This window comes from Cellulophaga fucicola (genome assembly GCF_900119145.1).
Taxonomy (GTDB): Bacteria; Bacteroidota; Bacteroidia; order Flavobacteriales; family Flavobacteriaceae; genus Cellulophaga; species Cellulophaga fucicola.
On sequence record NZ_FPIY01000007.1, the window covers coordinates 33,990 to 51,908 of the forward strand.

Genomic DNA, 17,919 nt, shown 5'->3' on the forward strand with positions numbered 1-17,919 from the left:
TAGTTCTTTTTTTATTAAAATTTAAATTCAATACCAGCTCTATATTGTGTACTTATTGGATATACACCTGCATCTATACCACGAGTACTTAAACCGTCATTTCCAATTTCTGGATCAAAACCGTCGTAACCTGTAATGGTTAATAGGTTATCTGCTGCTATGTAAAATCTTAATTTATTAATATTAAGCTTCTCATTTAATTTTTTAGGTAAAGTGTACCCTAGAGTTACGTTTCTTAGTCTACCAAAACTTCCGTCTTGCAACCAATAATCTGTATAACCTCTATAATTAAAATGATCTCTACCTCTGTCTGAAGGCACAGTTGAAGTTGGATTTGAAAGTGTCCATTGGTGAACCAAGTCTTGGTGTGTACCTTGCTTATAAGCATAAGCTTTACTACCATTTATAATTTCTCCTCCTATTGCAGCATACCAGTTCATAGAAAAATCTAGGTTCTTATAATTTGCATTAAAGTTTAAACCCAACTCATATTCTGGAGCTCCACTACCTTTATAAACTCTATCATCTAAAGTAATTTCACCATCTCCTGTGTCTGCAACACCATCGTTATTAGTATCTACTGTTGGTTGGTCTACATATCTAAGATCTCCAAGGTTTGCTGTAGGGTCTAATAATCTATACTCATCTAACTGTTCTTGCGTTGTTACAAGTCCGTCTGTTTCTACTAAAAAGAATGCACCAGCCTCATACCCTTCTCTAAGAGCAGTAACTAAATCTTCTCCTGGTAAACCTGGTGCTACTTGACTACCACCTAAAAATGAAAATTTATTAGAATCACTCATTCTAGTAATTCTGTTTTCGTTTTTAGAATAGTTAGCAGAAACATTCCAGCTAAACTTACCTCTATGCTTATAATTAGCACTCCACTCCGTACCATAGTTACGCATATCACCAACGTTTAATATTACACTAGAGTTGTTACCACCACCAACTGTTGGCGGTAAAATAACTGGGAATAACATATTAGTTCTAGAACCATCGTAAACTTCACTAGTTACCGTAAGCTTGTTGTTAAAAAAACCGAACTCCATACCAAAGTTCTTTTCAATTTTCTTTTCCCATTTTGCCTTAGGGTTTTTAAACGCTTCTTGTATAGCTCCTAAAACCAATACTTGGTCTGATCCTGTACCAAAAACATAATCATGTCCTAAACCAATAGTTGGTGCTGTACTATAATCTAAAATACTTTGGTTACCTGTTGTACCATAACTAAACCTCATTTTAAAGAAGTTAAACGTTTTTCCAAATACTTTATCCCAACCTTCTTCATCAGAAGCAATCCAAGCTGCAGATGCAGAAGGTGCATAGATCCATCTATTTTCTTCAGAAAAACGACTTGTACCATCACGTCTAAGACTGGCACTTACTAAGTATTTTCCTTTATAATCGTACTGTACACGACTTAACATACCTATTAAAGTATTTGTTCTGTCTTGTCCGTAACCATTACCTGTACCAACATTAGCATCTAAGGTTGCGCCATTTAAGTTGGTTATTTCATTATTAAAAAGATCGAACTTCTGTGCAAAGAAAGAATCGTATGTATATTTTTCTGCACTTACCGCGCCTACTAAAGTTACGTGGTGATCTCCAAATGTTTTATCAAAAGTTGCAATACCATCTATAGTTGCACTAGTAGATCTATCACTTTGATTGTAAACTCCAGATCTAACTTGTTGTGGTATTAAATCTCCTTCTACTGAATACGCAGTAAATAAAGGATTTATTCTTACACGTGTATTATTTGTTCTACTTAAAGAAGCACGTGTAGTTAATTTAAAACTTGGAAGAACTTGACGATCTATTTGCATACGTGCATCAAAATTATCACCTTTTCTAACATCAGATTGCTTTAGTTTAGCTGTTAAAAAACTTAAATTTACAGCATCGTTACTATTTGCATCACCTGCACTATCGTCTATAGTTGGTGAGTTTGGATCTATTATTTGCTGATAAGGTTTGTATCTATAACCATCTAGTAATACTTGCCAAGGTGTATATTCTTGCTCATCTGTTCTAAGGCCTATACCTGTAGTAAATGTCCATTTTCCTTTTTTGTACGTTGTATTTGCCCTTACATTTAATCTTTCTAAACCAGAATTAATTAAAGATCCTTGTTGATCAAAATAGTTAACAGATACATTAAATCTTAATCCCTCTTTACCTCCAGAAATATTCAGGTTATGGTTTTGTATTAAAGCCATATCTTCCTGAAGAATATCCATAAGGTTAGTTTTATTAGTAAAATCATTAGGATTTTGCTCTAAAGTTGTAAATGAGTTGTTTGGAAAAGTACCGTTAATATTATTTAACCTTACAAACTGACTATACATAGAATCTTCAAAATTCATTAAAGGAACACTAGATATAATGTCTTGTACACCCATATAGCTAGTAATACCAATATCCATTTTACCAACTTTACCAGATTTAGTGGTAATTAAAATTACACCAGCAGAACCTCTTGTACCATAAATTGCGGCAGATGCAGCATCTTTAAGTACATCTATAGTTTCTATCTCTGCAATACTTAATTGTGGGTTACCATCTTGTGGTATACCATCTACAACATAAAGTGGCGAGTTACTACCAAAAACAGAGTTAATACCACGTATAAGTATTACTGCATCTGATCCTGGCTGACCACTACTAGAAGTTACGTTTACACCTGCAATTTGCCCTTGCAGCGCACTACCAACATCTGCAGTAGATATTTTTTCAATATCCTCTGCACGTACTTGAGCTACTGCTCCTGTTACTTCTCTCTTCTTTTGTACACCGTATCCAATAAGAACCACTTCTTTTAATGCTTCTATATCTTCTTCCATAGTTACATCAATAGTAGTTTTAGAGCCTACGGTAATTTCTTTTGCCACATAGCCTATATAACTAAATATTAATACACTATTTGGCGCTGCTTGTATTGTGTAGTTTCCATCAAAATCTGTAACTACTCCTACTGTTGTACCTTTTACAACAACACTTACCCCTAAAAGTGGCTCGCCTTCTCCACTAACATTACCTTTTACGGTTTTTGTTTGTGCCTGAACCAAACCAAAGCCTATAACAAAAAATAGAATCGTTAAAAAAGCTTTATGTCTAGACTTAACAAGTAAATTAAATTTCATTTCCATAATCGTTTTTTAAGTTTAGTTACACAAATGTTGATTTTATTTGCTTTAAGGGTAGTAACAAATGTTTTTTTAAGTAAAACATATGTATAAAATCATAAAAAAATGTTAACTAAAACGCCCTGAAACCAACAAACAAGCTGATTTTCTATTATTTACGTAATATAACAAGGCTAAGAATGTTAAATTAAAAAAAAATAACATACTATTTTTTCAATTTGGTAATTAAACAAAAAACCACCAACAATCCTTAGTAGGTATTATTGGTGGTTTTAATTTTAACTTATTTTTTTATTTATTCAAACTCTATTTTATAGGTAAAAGCATAATTACCAACTTTTGTTTTTGATGGTTCTATTCGTAAACCATTTGTTGTTTGTTGCCAAGTAACCTTTTCTTTATTACCTAACATCTCTATTTTTTTAATTTGATGCTTTTTGTTGGATAATGATTTTATAAACACCTTATCCTTAGGCCAATCTAAAACTATAGCATAAAGAACATTATCTTTTGTTGTAAAACGAATATCTTTTTCTGTGTTGTCTTTATTTTTATGCTCACTTAAATGTCCTTCTACAACTTCTGCTGGGCCTTCACCAAAAATATCCCAAGTTCTTGTACCGTAAATTGCTTCTCCGTTTACTTTTAACCAATCTCCCATTTGTAGTAAACGTTTTTTAACCTCAGCAGGAATTTCACCTTCTGCTGTTGGTGTAATGTTTAATAAAACAGCCCCATTTTTACTCACTACATCTACTAAAAAATCTACAAGTCTATTGGTAGATTTATATTTAGGATTTTGAATATGACTCCAAGATCTCCAGTCTATTGAATCATCTGTTAACCATGTAAAATCTTTTTTATCGCTCATTCTTGAGCGCTCTAAATCTAATACAGCAGAACCTACTGCTAAATCTTGAAATTTATAGGTTACTACAACCTCTTTATTGTTTTTTAAACCTTGATTGTAAAAATTTGCTAAAAATTGCTTTCTATAGTCTTCATCAATAATGTCCATTTTATTATCAAACCAAACAATATCTGGATCATATTTAGTAGTTAATTCTGTAAGTCTATTTAACCACTCTTCATTAAATTCTTTATTTGGCAATGGATTTGTTGGTGTATCTGCCATAACAAAAGTGCCTTCTGGAACTATAGGTCCATATAACCCCTTATAATCTGGGTTAGCAGCATCTGTAGTTTTGCTCCATGTTGGGTACCAAGCATATAACCAATGTCTATGGTAAGTGGTAATAAACTTTAAACCACGTGCTTTTACCGCTTTTTCCATAGCACCAACAACATCTATTTTAGGTCCCTTGTCTTTTGCGTCCCATGTTGTTAATTTACTATCCCACATAGCAAAACCATCTGCATGTTCTGCTATTGGTCCTGCAAATTGTGCTCCTGCTTTTACAAATAAATCTGCCCAAGCATCTGCATTAAATTTTTCTGCTGTAAACATGGGTATAAAATCTTTATATCCAAAAGTATCTAAGCTGCCATATGCTTTTTTATGATACTCGTTAATTGGATGTCCTTCCTCATACATCCACTTAGAATACCACTCATTTTTATAGGCAGGTACAGAATAAGGCCCCCAATGAAAATAGATTCCAAATTTTAAATCTTTATACCATTCTGGCACCTTATATTGCTGCAAAGACTCCCAATTTGCTGTATACTTTTGGGAGTCTTTAGAAATTTCTTTTGTTATTTTTTTAGAAGCACAACCTGCCAATAACAAAACCAGACAGGCATTTAGTAAAATTTTATTTTTCATAGTAGGTTAAATAGCTTTGTATTACATTCCTAATATTATTTTAGGCGTATTTGTTTTATTATACCCCTCTAAATCTTTTTGTTCTATATTAGTTTGCCAAACGTAAGCATATTTTAAGTTTTCCATTTTAGAAAAGACCTCTAAACTTTTAGAAGTAATTTTAGTTCCAAATAAATTAACGCTAGTCATATTTTTTAATTTTAAAAGATGCTGAATAGCATTATCTGATATTGGATTTTCACTAAGCTTCAATTTTTGAATGTTTGTAAATTGACTCACAATTTGTACATTTTCATCTGTTAACTTATTATTTTCTATAGACAACCATATTATGTTTTCTTTTATTGGCAATAGTTTTTCTAATTTAGCCTTAAGCTGATTTTCTTTACCTTCTACTACTGTATTTGGCGCCAATACCACTTCAAACAAGTTAGACTCAAATACCAATTCTTTTAACTTAAAACCTTCTTTCTCTATACTAGCAATTAACTCATTACTAACTTTAGCAACTGTTGGCAATGCTACTGTATTGTTATTAGCACCAAGACCTAACATTGTACTCGCTATTGTAGTTATATTTTCTGGAATTTCTACATTAGCTACTTTAGTTTTAAAGTCTGCATTAGAACTATTTATCCAATAAGTAATAATAGCTATTTCCTCCTCAGTTAAAGGCGTTTTTCCTTCTGGAGGCATAAAATCTTCATTGTGCGGGTCTAATAAAACTCTTTTTACCAGTTCAGATTCATTAGCACTACCTGGTACTAAAATAGCACCACTTTTTCCGCCACTATGCATAGATACACTATCTATCATAGATAATCCACCCTTCTTTTTACTATCGTTATGACAGCTAATACATTTATTTTCTAAAATTGGAGCCACCAAATGCCCGTAAACCTCTGCTTCTTCTAAATTGGTGACTGCGGCTAATTCTGTTTTTTCTTCTGTATTAAATGGTAAGTACTTAACCAAATAATCGCTACCATGGGTAAGATTACCTCCATAATGCCCTGTTACACTTATAACAATAACAAGCAACGTAAGTGCTGCTATATTGGGCTGTATTTTTTTATAGTTTGATAGCTTTATTTTTTCAATCCTAATTAACCAAGCTACAAAAGCTAGTACAGTTGTTGCTATTCCAAACCAAAAATGAGAATCCAAAGCATTATCATCATAATCACCACTTAATGATAACATATAGCCTAAAATACAAGCTACTAATGCACTTACACCTCCTAAAAACAAGGCTAAAGGTATAGCCGTTGTTAAAACAGGATTTTTTTTAATTCTACTAAAAATTTCAAGTAGAAATGCAAATACTAAAAAACCTATTGGCAAATGCACAACTAGCGGATGAAACCTACCTAAAAACAATACAAAATCTGGGACACTATTTTCCATACTTTTCTTTTAAATTTAAACGCGCTCTAATTTTATTGGAGCCGTTTTATTAGCATTCCATTGGCATATATATAGATTTTTATCTTCGTCTACACATACATCATGACCGTGCAATATGGGTTTATTCTCTAGTTGATACGATTTTTGAAGCGCTCCATTTTTATATTCTGGTGCTGTACCTCCTGGGTTAGAAACTACTTTATCTTCTTCTAAAATAGTTACAAAACCTGTATGGTCTTTCCAATTTGTTTTTCCTTCTTTTGGTTGAGACCAACACACACCTGCATACAAATTAGCGTCATCAAAAACAGGTCTACAAACCTGCATATTAGGTAATTTTAATTTTTTAATGTATTTACCATCTAACGTAAACCACTTAAAAGACTGCTCGTTTCTAGAGGTACACACTACCATTGGGTTGTTTTTATCTCTGTAATCTATAGCAACACCATGGGCATTTTGTAAGTTGTGATCTTTATTGGCATTATTATGTCCGCCCCAACGTCTAATAAATTCACCTTTGTAATTGTATTGTAAAATGTAATCTTGCCCATAACCATCTGCCACATAAATATCTCCGTTAGGACCAATAGCTATTTCGGTTGGACAAAAATTTTCTCCTGGCTCATAGACTCCTATAGTTTGCGGATGGCCAATATCAAAAAGAACCTTACCATCTATGGTAGTTTTAGTAATTCTACCATTGTGCTTAATCCATTTTCCTGTCTTATTTAAATACCAACCAGAATCTGCTAAAAACAAAAAATCTTCACCACCCTCATTAGATATAGTAAGTCCGTGACCACCAGGGTAAGCGGTTCCCCAGGCATCTAAAACTTTACCAGATTTATCAAAAATTATAATATTATTTTTTGTGTGATCACCAATCATTATTAGTCTTCCCTTACTATCCATTTCCATTTCATGGCAGTTAAGTAAAGGATTGTTTATAGCACTAATTTGTGCCCAATCATTATTAACTTTATAGGTATAATCTCCATGACCTAAAATGGGTTGGTCTGGTTTACTTTTTTTAAGAATTGAAAAACCCATAGTTGGCGTAGCTGCAACTACCGCACTAGCTATGGCTGTATTTTTTATAAAATTTCTTCTAGAAGACATTTGATTGGGTTTTAGGTTAATAGGTCTTTTACAACATTACCATGTACATCTGTTAAACGATAGCGCCTACCTTGATGTTTAAATGTTAAACGCTCATGATCTACACCAAATAAGTGTAAAAGTGTTGCGTGAAAGTCATGCACATGCACAGGATCTTTTACAACATTGTAACTAAAATCATCTGTTTCTCCGTATGAAAAACCAGGTTTTACACCTGCTCCTGCCATCCACATTGTAAATGCCTTTGGATGATGATCTCTACCATAATTTTCTTTAGTTAACTGCCCTTGAGAGTATACTGTACGTCCAAACTCTCCACCCCAAACAACCAAAGTATCATCTAGCATACCACGTTGCTTTAAATCTTTAATTAAGGCTGCTGTAGGCTGATCTGTTTTTTTAGATTGACTTTTTACTCCTCCTGGACAATAGTTATGCTGGTCCCATCCTTGGTGATACAATTGCACAAACTTTACTCCTTTTTCTAAAAGTTTCCTTGCCATTAAACAATTTGCAGCATAAGTCCCTGGATCTCTACTATCTTTGCCATACATTTCAAAAGTACTATCTGACTCGTCTGATAAATCTGAAACTTCTGGAACTGAGGTTTGCATTTTAAATGCCATTTCATACTGCGACATTCTTGCTTGTATTTCAGGGTCACCATAGGCATCATGTTGTAAATTATTTAAATCGCCCAAATAATCTAACATATGTCTACGGTCGTTACCATCATAATTTTCTGGATCACTTAAATACAATACAGGATCTTTACCAGACCTAAACTGTACACCCTGGTGCTCTGTTGGTAAAAAACCATTGCCCCATAAACTAGACTTTAACGGTTGTCCCTTTCCGTTTTTAGAAACCAAAGTTATAAATGTAGGAAGGTTTTCATTATCTGAACCCAAACCATAACTTAACCAAGACCCTATAGATGGTCTACCTGGTAATTGATTACCTGTTTGCATAAAAGTAATTGCAGGTGTATGGTTAATCTGGTCTGTTTGCATTCCTTTTATAAAACACAAATCGTCTACTACTTCAGACAAATAAGGCATAGCATCACTAACCCATGCTCTAGATTCTCCGTATTGTTTAAAATTAAATACAGATGGTGCTATTGGCAATGTACTTTGATTACCACTCATACCCGTTAAACGTTGACCACTCATTACAGAATCTGGTAACTCTTTACCAAACATATCTGATAGTTTTGGCTTGTAATCAAACAAATCCATTTGTGAGGGTCCACCACTCTGAAACAAGTAAATAATACGTTTTGCCTTAGGTAGGTGATGTGGTAAACCTAACCTATTCTTATTATAAGTATTTAATATTTCTTCTGGCGTACTATTTTTATTTATAGAAGCAAACATTTTATCTGCCCCTAATAAACTACCTAGTGCCAAAGCTCCTAGTCCTAAAGATGTCTTTTTTAAAAAATCTCTTCGGTCTACTTGCTTTTCAATTTCATGTAAATCTTTATTATTAGACCTTAATTTTTTATGGTGATTGTTGCACATAGTTTTATTCTTTTAAGGTTAACAATTTATCTTTTAGTAATAGTAGCATCGGCATTCATAATAGTACTTGCGACTACTGCATTTGCTGCTATTAATGCTTTATTATCTGTTTCTTTTAATTTAAAAGCACCCGTATTTAACCAACCTAAGGTTTTAGGTAAATTGTCATTAAATTTTTTGTATTCGTCTTTTTGTAATTTTCGCAGTAAGCTTAGTTCTTTTTCTGTTGCATTTCTGCCGGCTAATTTTACAAATGCCAAATTAATTCCAGAGTCCACATCTTTTTCTTCAGACATAAGCTTACCTATAACTCTTGAAGCTTCAATATATGTGGGGTCGTTTAGAATTACTAATGCTTGTAAAGGTGTATTTGTTTTCTGTCTTCGAGAAGAACATAAATCTCTTGTTGGCGCATCAAAAGTTGCTATTGTTGGATTAGGAATTGTTCGTTTCCAAATGGTGTACATACTTCTTCTGTATAACCCTTCTACGCCATCTTGTTCATAGGTATCTCCATTTACTTCCCATAAACCTTCTGGCTGGTATGGTCTTACACTTTCTCCTCCTATTTTTTTATTTAATAGTCCAGAAGCATACAATGCATTATCTCTGAGCATTTCTCCAGAAAGCCTTGTTGATGGACCACGAGACAACCACCTGTTTTCTACATCTACTGCTAAAAGTTCTTCAGATATTACAGAACTTTGCTGATATGTATTAGACATCATCATTGTTTTAAATAATGCTTTTACATCCCATCCAGATTCTACAAAACGAATAGCCAACCAGTCTAATAATTTAGGGTGCGTTGGTAAATTACCTTGATTACCAAAATCTTCTGAGCTAACCACAAGACCATTTCCAAAAAGGTTTTGCCAATATCTATTTACCGTAACTCTTGCTGTTAATGGGTTGTCTTTATCTGTAATCCATTTAGCCAAACCTAATCTATTTTTAGGCCATGCATCTTTCCAAGGAAAAATATCTTCAGGTACATTAGGAAAAACAGAATCTGTAGGAGAGTCATAATTACCACGATCTAGAATATAAGTTTGTCTAGGGGTTTTACGCTCTTTCATTACCATAATTTGTTTTACCACTTCGGTACTATCTACCAAAGCTTCTCTTTTATGCTCTACATCTTTTAAGACCGACACATATTCCTGAGATTTTGTACTTAAAAAATACTTGGTTAACTCTTGCTTTTCTTTAGCGCTTAAGCTAGGATATGGTTTCTCTTGAAGCTCTTTTAATTTATCTGATTTGCTAATTTGCAAAACTTCTACAGGAGAGATTTCTTTATCAAAGACCAATAAATTATCCACTACAGCACCGCCAATACCCTTATCTCTCCAAATAGCTCCAACTCTTAGGCCTGGCTCAAGCTTTGGACTCTCTTTTCCATAAAGCTGTAATCCATTAAAAACAATGTCTTTATAAAGATTATCAAACTTCATCTTCGTTTTTAACTTTTCTCCATCTTGATAAATATTTATTCCTTTAGCTTTACTAGAACCATCATAGGTCATTGTTAACTGCACCCATTTTTCTTTGGGTATATCATTTAAAGATTCAATGACAATTGCATTATCTGGATATACATGTGCTAATAAAGCTTCAATTTTGTTTTCTTTTATTTTTAAATGATAACCTCTAAAACTATGCAGTTCAGAGCTATTCATTTTATGAAAAATTACACCATCATTAATTTCTTCAGGAATAAAAACTTGTATAGAAATACTAAAAGGCTGATTCCTTTTAAAAATTCCAATTTTATCTAAATCTAGCCAAGTATCTCCGTTCATAGCCAATCCTTTACCCGATGCACCTTCTTTATAAATAGTCTTTTCATTTTTTACAAACTGTTGCCGCATTTGAACATTATTACTACCATTGCCTCCAATTGTATTTACAAGCTTTTGATCATCAAAATTAAAAGCTGCAATTAAACCGTCTGGCTTAGTATTTTTAGTGATATTTTTATAAGAACCATTAGCTAACCATTGTTCTGCTTTCTGACTTTCTGTAGTAATTGCTTTTGTTAATTTTTCTTCGCTAATTCTTACTATTTCATCTAAATAAGCAATAACTCCTTCTTGCTCTTTAGTAGGCAGCATCATAGCTGGTACAGGTGTTGCTAAATCCCAAGGTATTAAGCCTGTCTCATCTACATTATTAAAAAAACTGTACATTTCAAAATAGTTTTTCTGAGAAATAGGGTCGTACTTATGATCATGGCATTTAGCACAAGCATAAGACAGTCCTAACATTCCTTGACTTACTGTAGCTGTTCTATCGGCTACATATTCAGATCTAAATTCCTCATCTATAATACCACCTTCTAAATTTTGCGGATGTAAGCGATTAAAAGTTGTTGCCAATTTTTGTTCTCGTGTGGCATTATCAAATAAATCTCCTGCCAATTGCCAAGTTAAAAATTCGTTGTACGGCATATTTTTATTAAAAGACTTAATAACCCAATCTCTCCAAGGAGATGTATCTCTGTATTTATCATTACTGTACCCGTGAGTATCTGCATACCTAGAAACATCCATCCAGTCTAATGTCATTTGCTCTCCAAAATGCGGAGAAGCTAATAACCTGTCTAATTGCTTTTCAAATGCATTAACAGAGGTATCATTTACAAATTCTTGTAGTTCTTCTGGTGTTGGTGGTAACCCAGTTAAATCAAAAGACGCTCTACGTAGTAATACTTCTTTTTCTGCCTTTTTAGAAGCTTTAAGATTGACCTCTTCTAATTTTGCTAGCACAAAATTATCTATAGCATTTGCTGCTAATTTAGCATCTTTAATTTTTGGTATACTTGGTTTTTCTGGTTTAATAAAAGCCCAATGATCTTTATATTCCGCTCCGTCTTCAATCCATTTTATTAAAACAGCCTTTTCATAATCTGTAAGAGTTAAATGCGAGCTAGGCGCAGGCATAATTAAATCTGGATCATTAGACATAATCCTATGAAAAAATTCACTTTTATTTAAGTTTCCTGGTGTTATAGCAAATTTCCCTGGAGTTTCTGTTAACTCTCCATATGCTAAAGTGGGATCATGCAATTGTAGACCTCCTTTTATGTTTCCCTTATCTGGACCGTGGCACAAATAGCATTTATCAGACAATATAGGTTTTACATGTTGATTAAAATCTACTTTTTCTGGCAAATTATTATATTCTACAGCAATCAATTCTGGTAGATCTGGACCGCCACAAGAACACAATAATAAAATAACACTTACTAGAATTAACAGTATCTTATTTTTTAACATAAAAATTGATGATTATATAACTTCTCAAAAATAAAATAACTAGATGCTATATTACTGATCAAATCAGTCTATAAAATGTACTTTTCCGTTATGTTGAGTTTTTATCTAGTTATAAAATCCATAAAAAAGTTATATTTTAGTGCTAGTTATGGCTATTAGTGTAAGTAGATGTCTATTTAATAAAAAACACCTAATCAGACATTTTAAATAATTACAAGCTAATTATGATAGAAATTTTGCAATCTCTGCGTTTAACATTGCTTAATACAGGCTACGCTAAACTGGGAACATCTTGGAACTTTGATAATGTTATTAGTCCGTTTACTAGAATGTATTACATTACTAAAGGGTCTGCAAAAGTGTACCATAATGATAGTGTTTACATTTTAAAACCAGGCTATATATACTTAATTCCTAGTTTTACTTATGCTAGATATTTATGCGAGGATTACCACGAGCAATTTTATATTAGTTTTTTAGAAGAAATTAATAATGGCTTGTCTGTATATAATTTTAAAGGTTTTGAATACGAAGTTAAAGCAGACGAAAAATGTTTGTATTATTTTGAAAGGTTAGTGCACTTAAATGCACATAGAGAAATTAAAAATAGTGATCCAAAAACGTACGATAATAGACCTACATTGCTAGATTTTATTAAACAAAATGAAAACTTAACTACCAAAGAATTTATAGAGACACAAGGCATATTAACCATTTTGCTCTCTAAGTTTATTACAAATAATAAATTGCAAAAAGAGGTAAACTCGTCTAACTCTAATTTAAACCAAATACTAAATTACATAAACAAAAACCTACACTTACCAATTACTATAGAAGAGCTTGCAAGTAAATGTCATTACAGTCCAGATTATTTTTCTAAATTGTTTCTACAGACTTACGGATTAAGACCTAATAAATACATACAATCTAAAAGAATAGAACGTGCACAATTATTACTACTAACTACAAACGATTCTTTAGAAGAAGTAGCGCAAAAGGTGGGTTTTGAAAACGTTTCATACTTTTCTAGATCCTTTAAAAAGCACACAGAAAAAACACCTGCTTCTTTTAGAAAGGAGCAGGTGAATATTTAAACTCAATTTATTTTTATTTTTTAGAATTTACGTTCTTTTCTACCACGCATTTTATTTGCCTCACTATCATTTAAAAACTTTTCTTTTACAGGATCCCAGTTTAAATCTCTTCCTAAATTATAAGCAATATTGGCAATATTACAAACAGTTGCAGAACGGTGACCTGTTTCTACATCGCAAATAGGTTGTGTTCTATTTTTTATAGATGATATCCAATCTTGGTAGTGGTTTCCTTCTGTGTCATACAACTTAGTGTCTGACGCTGTTAACTCGGCTTTTATTAGATTTTCAGGTGTTGTTTCAAAATAGCCACGACTAATATCCATTGTACCTTCAGTCCCTATAAAACGAACTCCCCATCCTCTTCCAAAATCTTCATGTATCATTTCTACACCATTATCATAATACATTTTTAAACCTCTAACAGCATTTTTATCTGCTGGCATAACATACTTTACAGGTCCAGACCTATCCATACCTAAAGCCCATTGTACAATATCAAACATATGTGCTCCCCAATCGCAAAGTATACCTCCACCAACTTCTTCATAAAGTCTCCAGTCTGGCCAAAAATCTACATCGTTTCTAGAAGGTGCCAATCTATGGTTGTACTCTAGTAAAGGCGCTGGTCCGCACCACTTGTTCCAATTTACCTCGGTTGGTAAAGTTTCTGCTTTTAAGTTATATGGCACTGCAGGATCCCCAACGTTAACAAGAACCTGTTTTATGTCTCCTAAATATCCGTTTCTTACAAGTTCACAGGCTTTTCTAAAGTTTTTTCCAGAACGCTGCATACTACCAGTTTGTAATATTTTGCTTGTCTTTTTTGCCGTTTTAACTAAATCTATACCTTCATTAATATTATGCGTTAAAGGTTTTTCACAGTATACATCCTTACCCGCTTTCATTGCATCTATAGCTTGTATTGCATGCCAATGATCTGGTGTAGCAATAACTACAGCATCTATATCTTTACGGTCTAACAACTCATTATAATCTGTGTATGTTGTAACACCATTGTAACTATTTTGACTTCTTTTATCTGCGTAAATTTTATTTACAGCTCCTTTAAACCATTCGTTTTTTGTAGACCACACATCACAAGCTGCAATAATTTGTGAGTTTGTAGCTCCTACAAAATTACTAGCCAAACCTCTACTCTGTTTTCCTAATCCAATAAAACCTATGTTTACCCTGTCACTTGGCGCAACAAATCCTCTACCAAAAATATGTCTTGGTAATATAGTTACGGCTCCTGTTGCTAAGGCTGTTTTTGTGATAAAACCTCTTCTAGAAATTTTAGAACTAGACATTGGTTTTTTTTTGTTTTTTGAGTCTTTCATTGTAATAGGTTGTTTATTAAAGTTTGATTTAAAATATTTTCTTCAATAAAATTACTATTACTATAGTTTGCATAGTATTAGCAGTGTTTAAAATAGTACCATAAATGGTTTATTCCTGAGAAAAAAGCAAAAAAAAACCGAAAACATTATGTTTTCGGATTTTTTTGCTTTATATCGTAAATTACGATATTCTGTCTCGTAATATATCTATTAACTCACCAGGATTAGAAACATAAATTGTTCTATCCTCAAAATATTTAGTTTCTAAATTTACAGGGTTACCAGAAACAAGAAGATCTACAGTAGTCTGACTTAATATAGCCTCTATTTTTTCCTTTATTCTATCTGGCACAGTAGTTACAAACATTGTCAATAACAGATTAGGCTTTACTATACTCTGCACAGATTCTATATTACTAATAGGCACGTGCTGTCCCAAATAAAATACATTCCACCCTAAATCTTTTGCTATATACTGCGCTAACAAAAGTCCAATTTCATGGTGTTCATTTTCAGGTAAAAATAAAATAATTTTAGGTGCATTTTTATCTGGCAAAGGCAATGCATTAATTGCTGCAATTACTTTTTGTCTAATTAAATTGGATATAAAATGTTCTTGCGCTGGCATCACTTTATCAATACCCCACAAAACACCAATCTGATTTAAAAAAGGATAAATTAAATCTTTAATTGCATTTAACAACCCTTTACTTAATATTTGAGCATCTATAATTTTTATAAACTCGCGCTCATTCATCTCTAGCAAACCCAACATAAGCGCTGTTAGTTCATCTCCCTCTATAGGTTTTAGCAACACTTCTGTTACATTAGAATGTAACTCTTCATTAGACATCTTATCTATTTTAGATATCTTAAACCCATTACGTTGCAAAATACTTACATTAAGCAGCTTCCTTAACAACTCATCTGTATAAAATCTAATATTAGTGTCTGTACGTTCTGGCTCTATAAAGCTATACCTACTCTCCCATTTTCTTAATGTATGTGCATTAATACCAGTAAGTGTAGCTACTTGCGACATTGAATAACTGCCCATTTCTAATAATTTTTATAATAACAAAAGTAGTATAAAAATTAGGCTAGAAGTTATTTTTGTCTAATTTTTTTTAAATTCTCCTAGACAATTTAAAATATTTTAATACATTTGTCCAACAATGAACCTATAAAAGTTAGACATTATGAAAATGAAAATTTATTTATCCGCTTTAATTTTGTTCGTATTCGCCTTTACATCTTGTAATGACGATGATGACGCTACTGCTCCAGAACAAGCACAATTAAATATTGTAGAAACAGCTTCTGGCACAGATGCTCTTAGTTCTTTAGTTGCTGCTTTAGCTAAATCTGATGAGAGTCCAAACTCTGATCTTATTACTGCTTTAAGTGGTACAGGACCTTTTACAGTTTTTGCTCCTACTAACGATGCATTTACTGCTTTATTTAATAGTTTGGAAGGCTATTCTTCTCTTGCAGATTTTGATACTGAAGAAGAAAAAGCTTTACTTGCAACAATTTTAAAATACCACGTTATTGAAGGTGCTGCTGTAGCTTCTAGTGACTTAACAGACGGCCAAGTAGTTACTACGCTACAAGGAGAAGAAATTACTATTAACCTTAACAATGGTGTATTTATTACAGATGCATCTGAGGTAGATGCACAAGTTGTTTCTGCAGATGTAGAAGCAACAAATGGTATTGTACATGTAATTAACAAAGTATTACTACCACAAACAGTCATAGATGCAATAAACCTAGGAACACTTGTAGATGTAGTTGTTGCTAGCGATGCTCTTACTGTTTTAGAAGCTGCTGTTATAAAAGCTGGTTTAGCAGACACGCTTAGTTCTGACGGTCCTTTTACAGTTTTTGCTCCTACAGATGCTGCTTTTGTTGCATTATTAGATATGCTAGGAGATGATTATAATTCTTTAGAAGATTTTGATACTGAAGGAGAATTAGAGTTACTTAAAAACATTTTACTTTACCATGTTATACCTGCAAAGGTTTTATCTACAGATTTAGCTGCTGGTGAAGTTGGTACTGCTTTAGCAGGCAATTCTATAGAAGTTGTAGATAAAGATGGCACATTTGTTCTATCAGATGCTTCTGATGTTAACGCAACTATTTCTATTGTAGATATTATGGCATCTAACGGTATTGCACACGTTATTGATAAAGTTTTATTACCACAAGCCGCTGTAGATTTTATAGCTTCTCAACAACCCAATATAGTTGAATTAGCTATAGCAACAAATGATTTATCTTTATTAGTTGGAGCTCTACAACAAGCGGATGCTGGATTAGTAGACTTATTAGGAACAGACGGACCTTTTACAGTTTTTGCACCTACAAATGATGCCTTTGCTGCTTTATTAGATGAATTAGGAGATGATTATAATGAGCTTGCTGACTTTGACACTGAAGATGAAAAAGAAATGTTAGCTACAATTTTAAAATACCATGTAATAGCTGGTTCCGCAGCTTACTCTACAGATTTATCTAACGACCAAATGATAACTACTGCACAAGGAGAAGATGTAACTGTTAACTTAACAGGAGGTGTTTTTATACAAGATGCTACCGATACAGACGCAGAAGTAACAACTGCAGATGTTATGGCTAAAAATGGTGTTGTACATATCATAGATAAAGTATTATTACCTCAAGAAATTGTAGATGCTTTACAACCTAATATTGTAGAACTTGCTATTGCTACAGATGATTTATCTTTATTAGTAACAGCTTTACAACAAGCTGATGCTGGCTTAGTAGAATTACTAGGAACTGAAGGACCATTTACTGTTTTTGCACCAACAAATGATGCTTTTGCTGCGTTATTAAATGATTTAGGTGATGATTACACAAGCCTAGCAGATTTTGACACTGAAGAAGAAAAAACATTATTAGAAAACATTCTTAAATACCATGTTGTTTCTGGAGCTGCTGTTATGTCTACAGACTTAACAGATGGCCAAGTTGTTGCAACAGCATTAGAACAAAACATTACAATTAATTTAACTGGCGGGGTTTTTATTACCGACGCCACTGGTAATGACGCACAAGTTACAGCCGCAGATGTTGCTGCAAGTAACGGTGTTGTACATATTATAGACAGAGTACTAATGCCAGATACTCATTAGAATTATATTAGATTAACCTGTTGGTTGGGTTAATTTGGTTGTTGTGC

10 protein-coding genes are annotated in these 17,919 nt (G+C 33.0%); 2 read left to right on the forward strand and 8 right to left on the reverse strand.

What is annotated here, in order from left to right:
* Positions 1 to 14: 14 nt before the first annotated feature.
* From BT107_RS16130 to BT107_RS16155, 6 genes are all read right to left on the reverse strand, one after another.
* On the reverse strand, positions 15 to 3,155 hold the full coding sequence (locus tag BT107_RS16130; protein ID WP_084639258.1) for a SusC/RagA family TonB-linked outer membrane protein: 3,141 nt from the start codon (positions 3,153 to 3,155) through the stop codon (positions 15 to 17).
* Between the two features lie 292 nt (positions 3,156 to 3,447).
* Positions 3,448 to 4,938: an alpha-L-fucosidase gene (locus BT107_RS16135; protein ID WP_072304872.1), complete on the reverse strand. Its 1,491-nt coding sequence runs from the start codon at positions 4,936 to 4,938 to the stop codon at positions 3,448 to 3,450.
* Positions 4,939 to 4,959: 21 nt separating this feature from the next.
* On the reverse strand, positions 4,960 to 6,345 hold the full coding sequence (locus BT107_RS16140; protein ID WP_072304873.1) for a DUF2231 domain-containing protein: 1,386 nt from the start codon (positions 6,343 to 6,345) through the stop codon (positions 4,960 to 4,962).
* A gap of 15 nt (positions 6,346 to 6,360) precedes the next feature.
* Positions 6,361 to 7,467, reverse strand: coding sequence for a twin-arginine translocation signal domain-containing protein (locus BT107_RS16145; RefSeq protein WP_170854754.1), 1,107 nt, complete (start codon positions 7,465 to 7,467; stop codon positions 6,361 to 6,363).
* An 11-nt stretch (positions 7,468 to 7,478) separates the two neighbouring features.
* Positions 7,479 to 8,993, reverse strand: a complete 1,515-nt coding sequence (locus BT107_RS16150) for a DUF1501 domain-containing protein (RefSeq protein WP_072304874.1) — start codon at positions 8,991 to 8,993, stop codon at positions 7,479 to 7,481.
* A 26-nt stretch (positions 8,994 to 9,019) separates the two neighbouring features.
* The gene (locus BT107_RS16155; protein WP_072304875.1) at positions 9,020 to 12,274 is read right to left on the reverse strand and encodes a PSD1 and planctomycete cytochrome C domain-containing protein; all 3,255 of its coding nucleotides are present in this window, start codon (positions 12,272 to 12,274) and stop codon (positions 9,020 to 9,022) included.
* A gap of 224 nt (positions 12,275 to 12,498) precedes the next feature.
* Here BT107_RS16155 and BT107_RS16160 point away from each other — a divergent pair, with 224 nt between their 5' ends.
* Positions 12,499 to 13,368 carry a helix-turn-helix domain-containing protein gene (locus BT107_RS16160; RefSeq protein ID WP_072304876.1) on the forward strand — a complete coding sequence of 290 codons (870 nt, stop codon included), beginning with the start codon at positions 12,499 to 12,501 and terminating at the stop codon, positions 13,366 to 13,368.
* A gap of 20 nt (positions 13,369 to 13,388) precedes the next feature.
* Here the strand turns inward: BT107_RS16160 and BT107_RS16165 are convergent, their stop codons facing one another.
* On the reverse strand, positions 13,389 to 14,711 hold the full coding sequence (locus tag BT107_RS16165) for a Gfo/Idh/MocA family protein (protein ID WP_084639259.1): 1,323 nt from the start codon (positions 14,709 to 14,711) through the stop codon (positions 13,389 to 13,391).
* Between the two features lie 181 nt (positions 14,712 to 14,892).
* The gene (locus BT107_RS16170; protein WP_072304877.1) at positions 14,893 to 15,768 is read right to left on the reverse strand and encodes a MerR family transcriptional regulator; all 876 of its coding nucleotides are present in this window, start codon (positions 15,766 to 15,768) and stop codon (positions 14,893 to 14,895) included.
* 142 nt (positions 15,769 to 15,910) lie between these two features.
* Between BT107_RS16170 and BT107_RS16175 the strand changes: the two genes are divergently transcribed.
* Positions 15,911 to 17,872, forward strand: coding sequence for a fasciclin domain-containing protein (locus BT107_RS16175; RefSeq protein ID WP_072304878.1), 1,962 nt, complete (start codon positions 15,911 to 15,913; stop codon positions 17,870 to 17,872).
* The last annotated feature ends 47 nt before the right edge of the window (positions 17,873 to 17,919 follow it).

Coding starts and splice junctions, on each gene's coding strand:
- BT107_RS16130 (WP_084639258.1), bottom strand. CDS start 3,155: ATGGAAATGAAATTTAATTTACTTGTTAAGTCTAGACATAAAGCTTTT.
- BT107_RS16135 (WP_072304872.1), bottom strand. CDS start 4,938: ATGAAAAATAAAATTTTACTAAATGCCTGTCTGGTTTTGTTATTGGCA.
- BT107_RS16140 (WP_072304873.1), bottom strand. CDS start 6,345: ATGGAAAATAGTGTCCCAGATTTTGTATTGTTTTTAGGTAGGTTTCAT.
- BT107_RS16145 (WP_170854754.1), bottom strand. CDS start 7,467: ATGTCTTCTAGAAGAAATTTTATAAAAAATACAGCCATAGCTAGTGCG.
- BT107_RS16150 (WP_072304874.1), bottom strand. CDS start 8,993: ATGTGCAACAATCACCATAAAAAATTAAGGTCTAATAATAAAGATTTA.
- BT107_RS16155 (WP_072304875.1), bottom strand. CDS start 12,274: ATGTTAAAAAATAAGATACTGTTAATTCTAGTAAGTGTTATTTTATTA.
- BT107_RS16160 (WP_072304876.1), top strand. CDS start 12,499: ATGATAGAAATTTTGCAATCTCTGCGTTTAACATTGCTTAATACAGGC.
- BT107_RS16165 (WP_084639259.1), bottom strand. CDS start 14,711: ATGAAAGACTCAAAAAACAAAAAAAAACCAATGTCTAGTTCTAAAATT.
- BT107_RS16170 (WP_072304877.1), bottom strand. CDS start 15,768: ATGGGCAGTTATTCAATGTCGCAAGTAGCTACACTTACTGGTATTAAT.
- BT107_RS16175 (WP_072304878.1), top strand. CDS start 15,911: ATGAAAATGAAAATTTATTTATCCGCTTTAATTTTGTTCGTATTCGCC.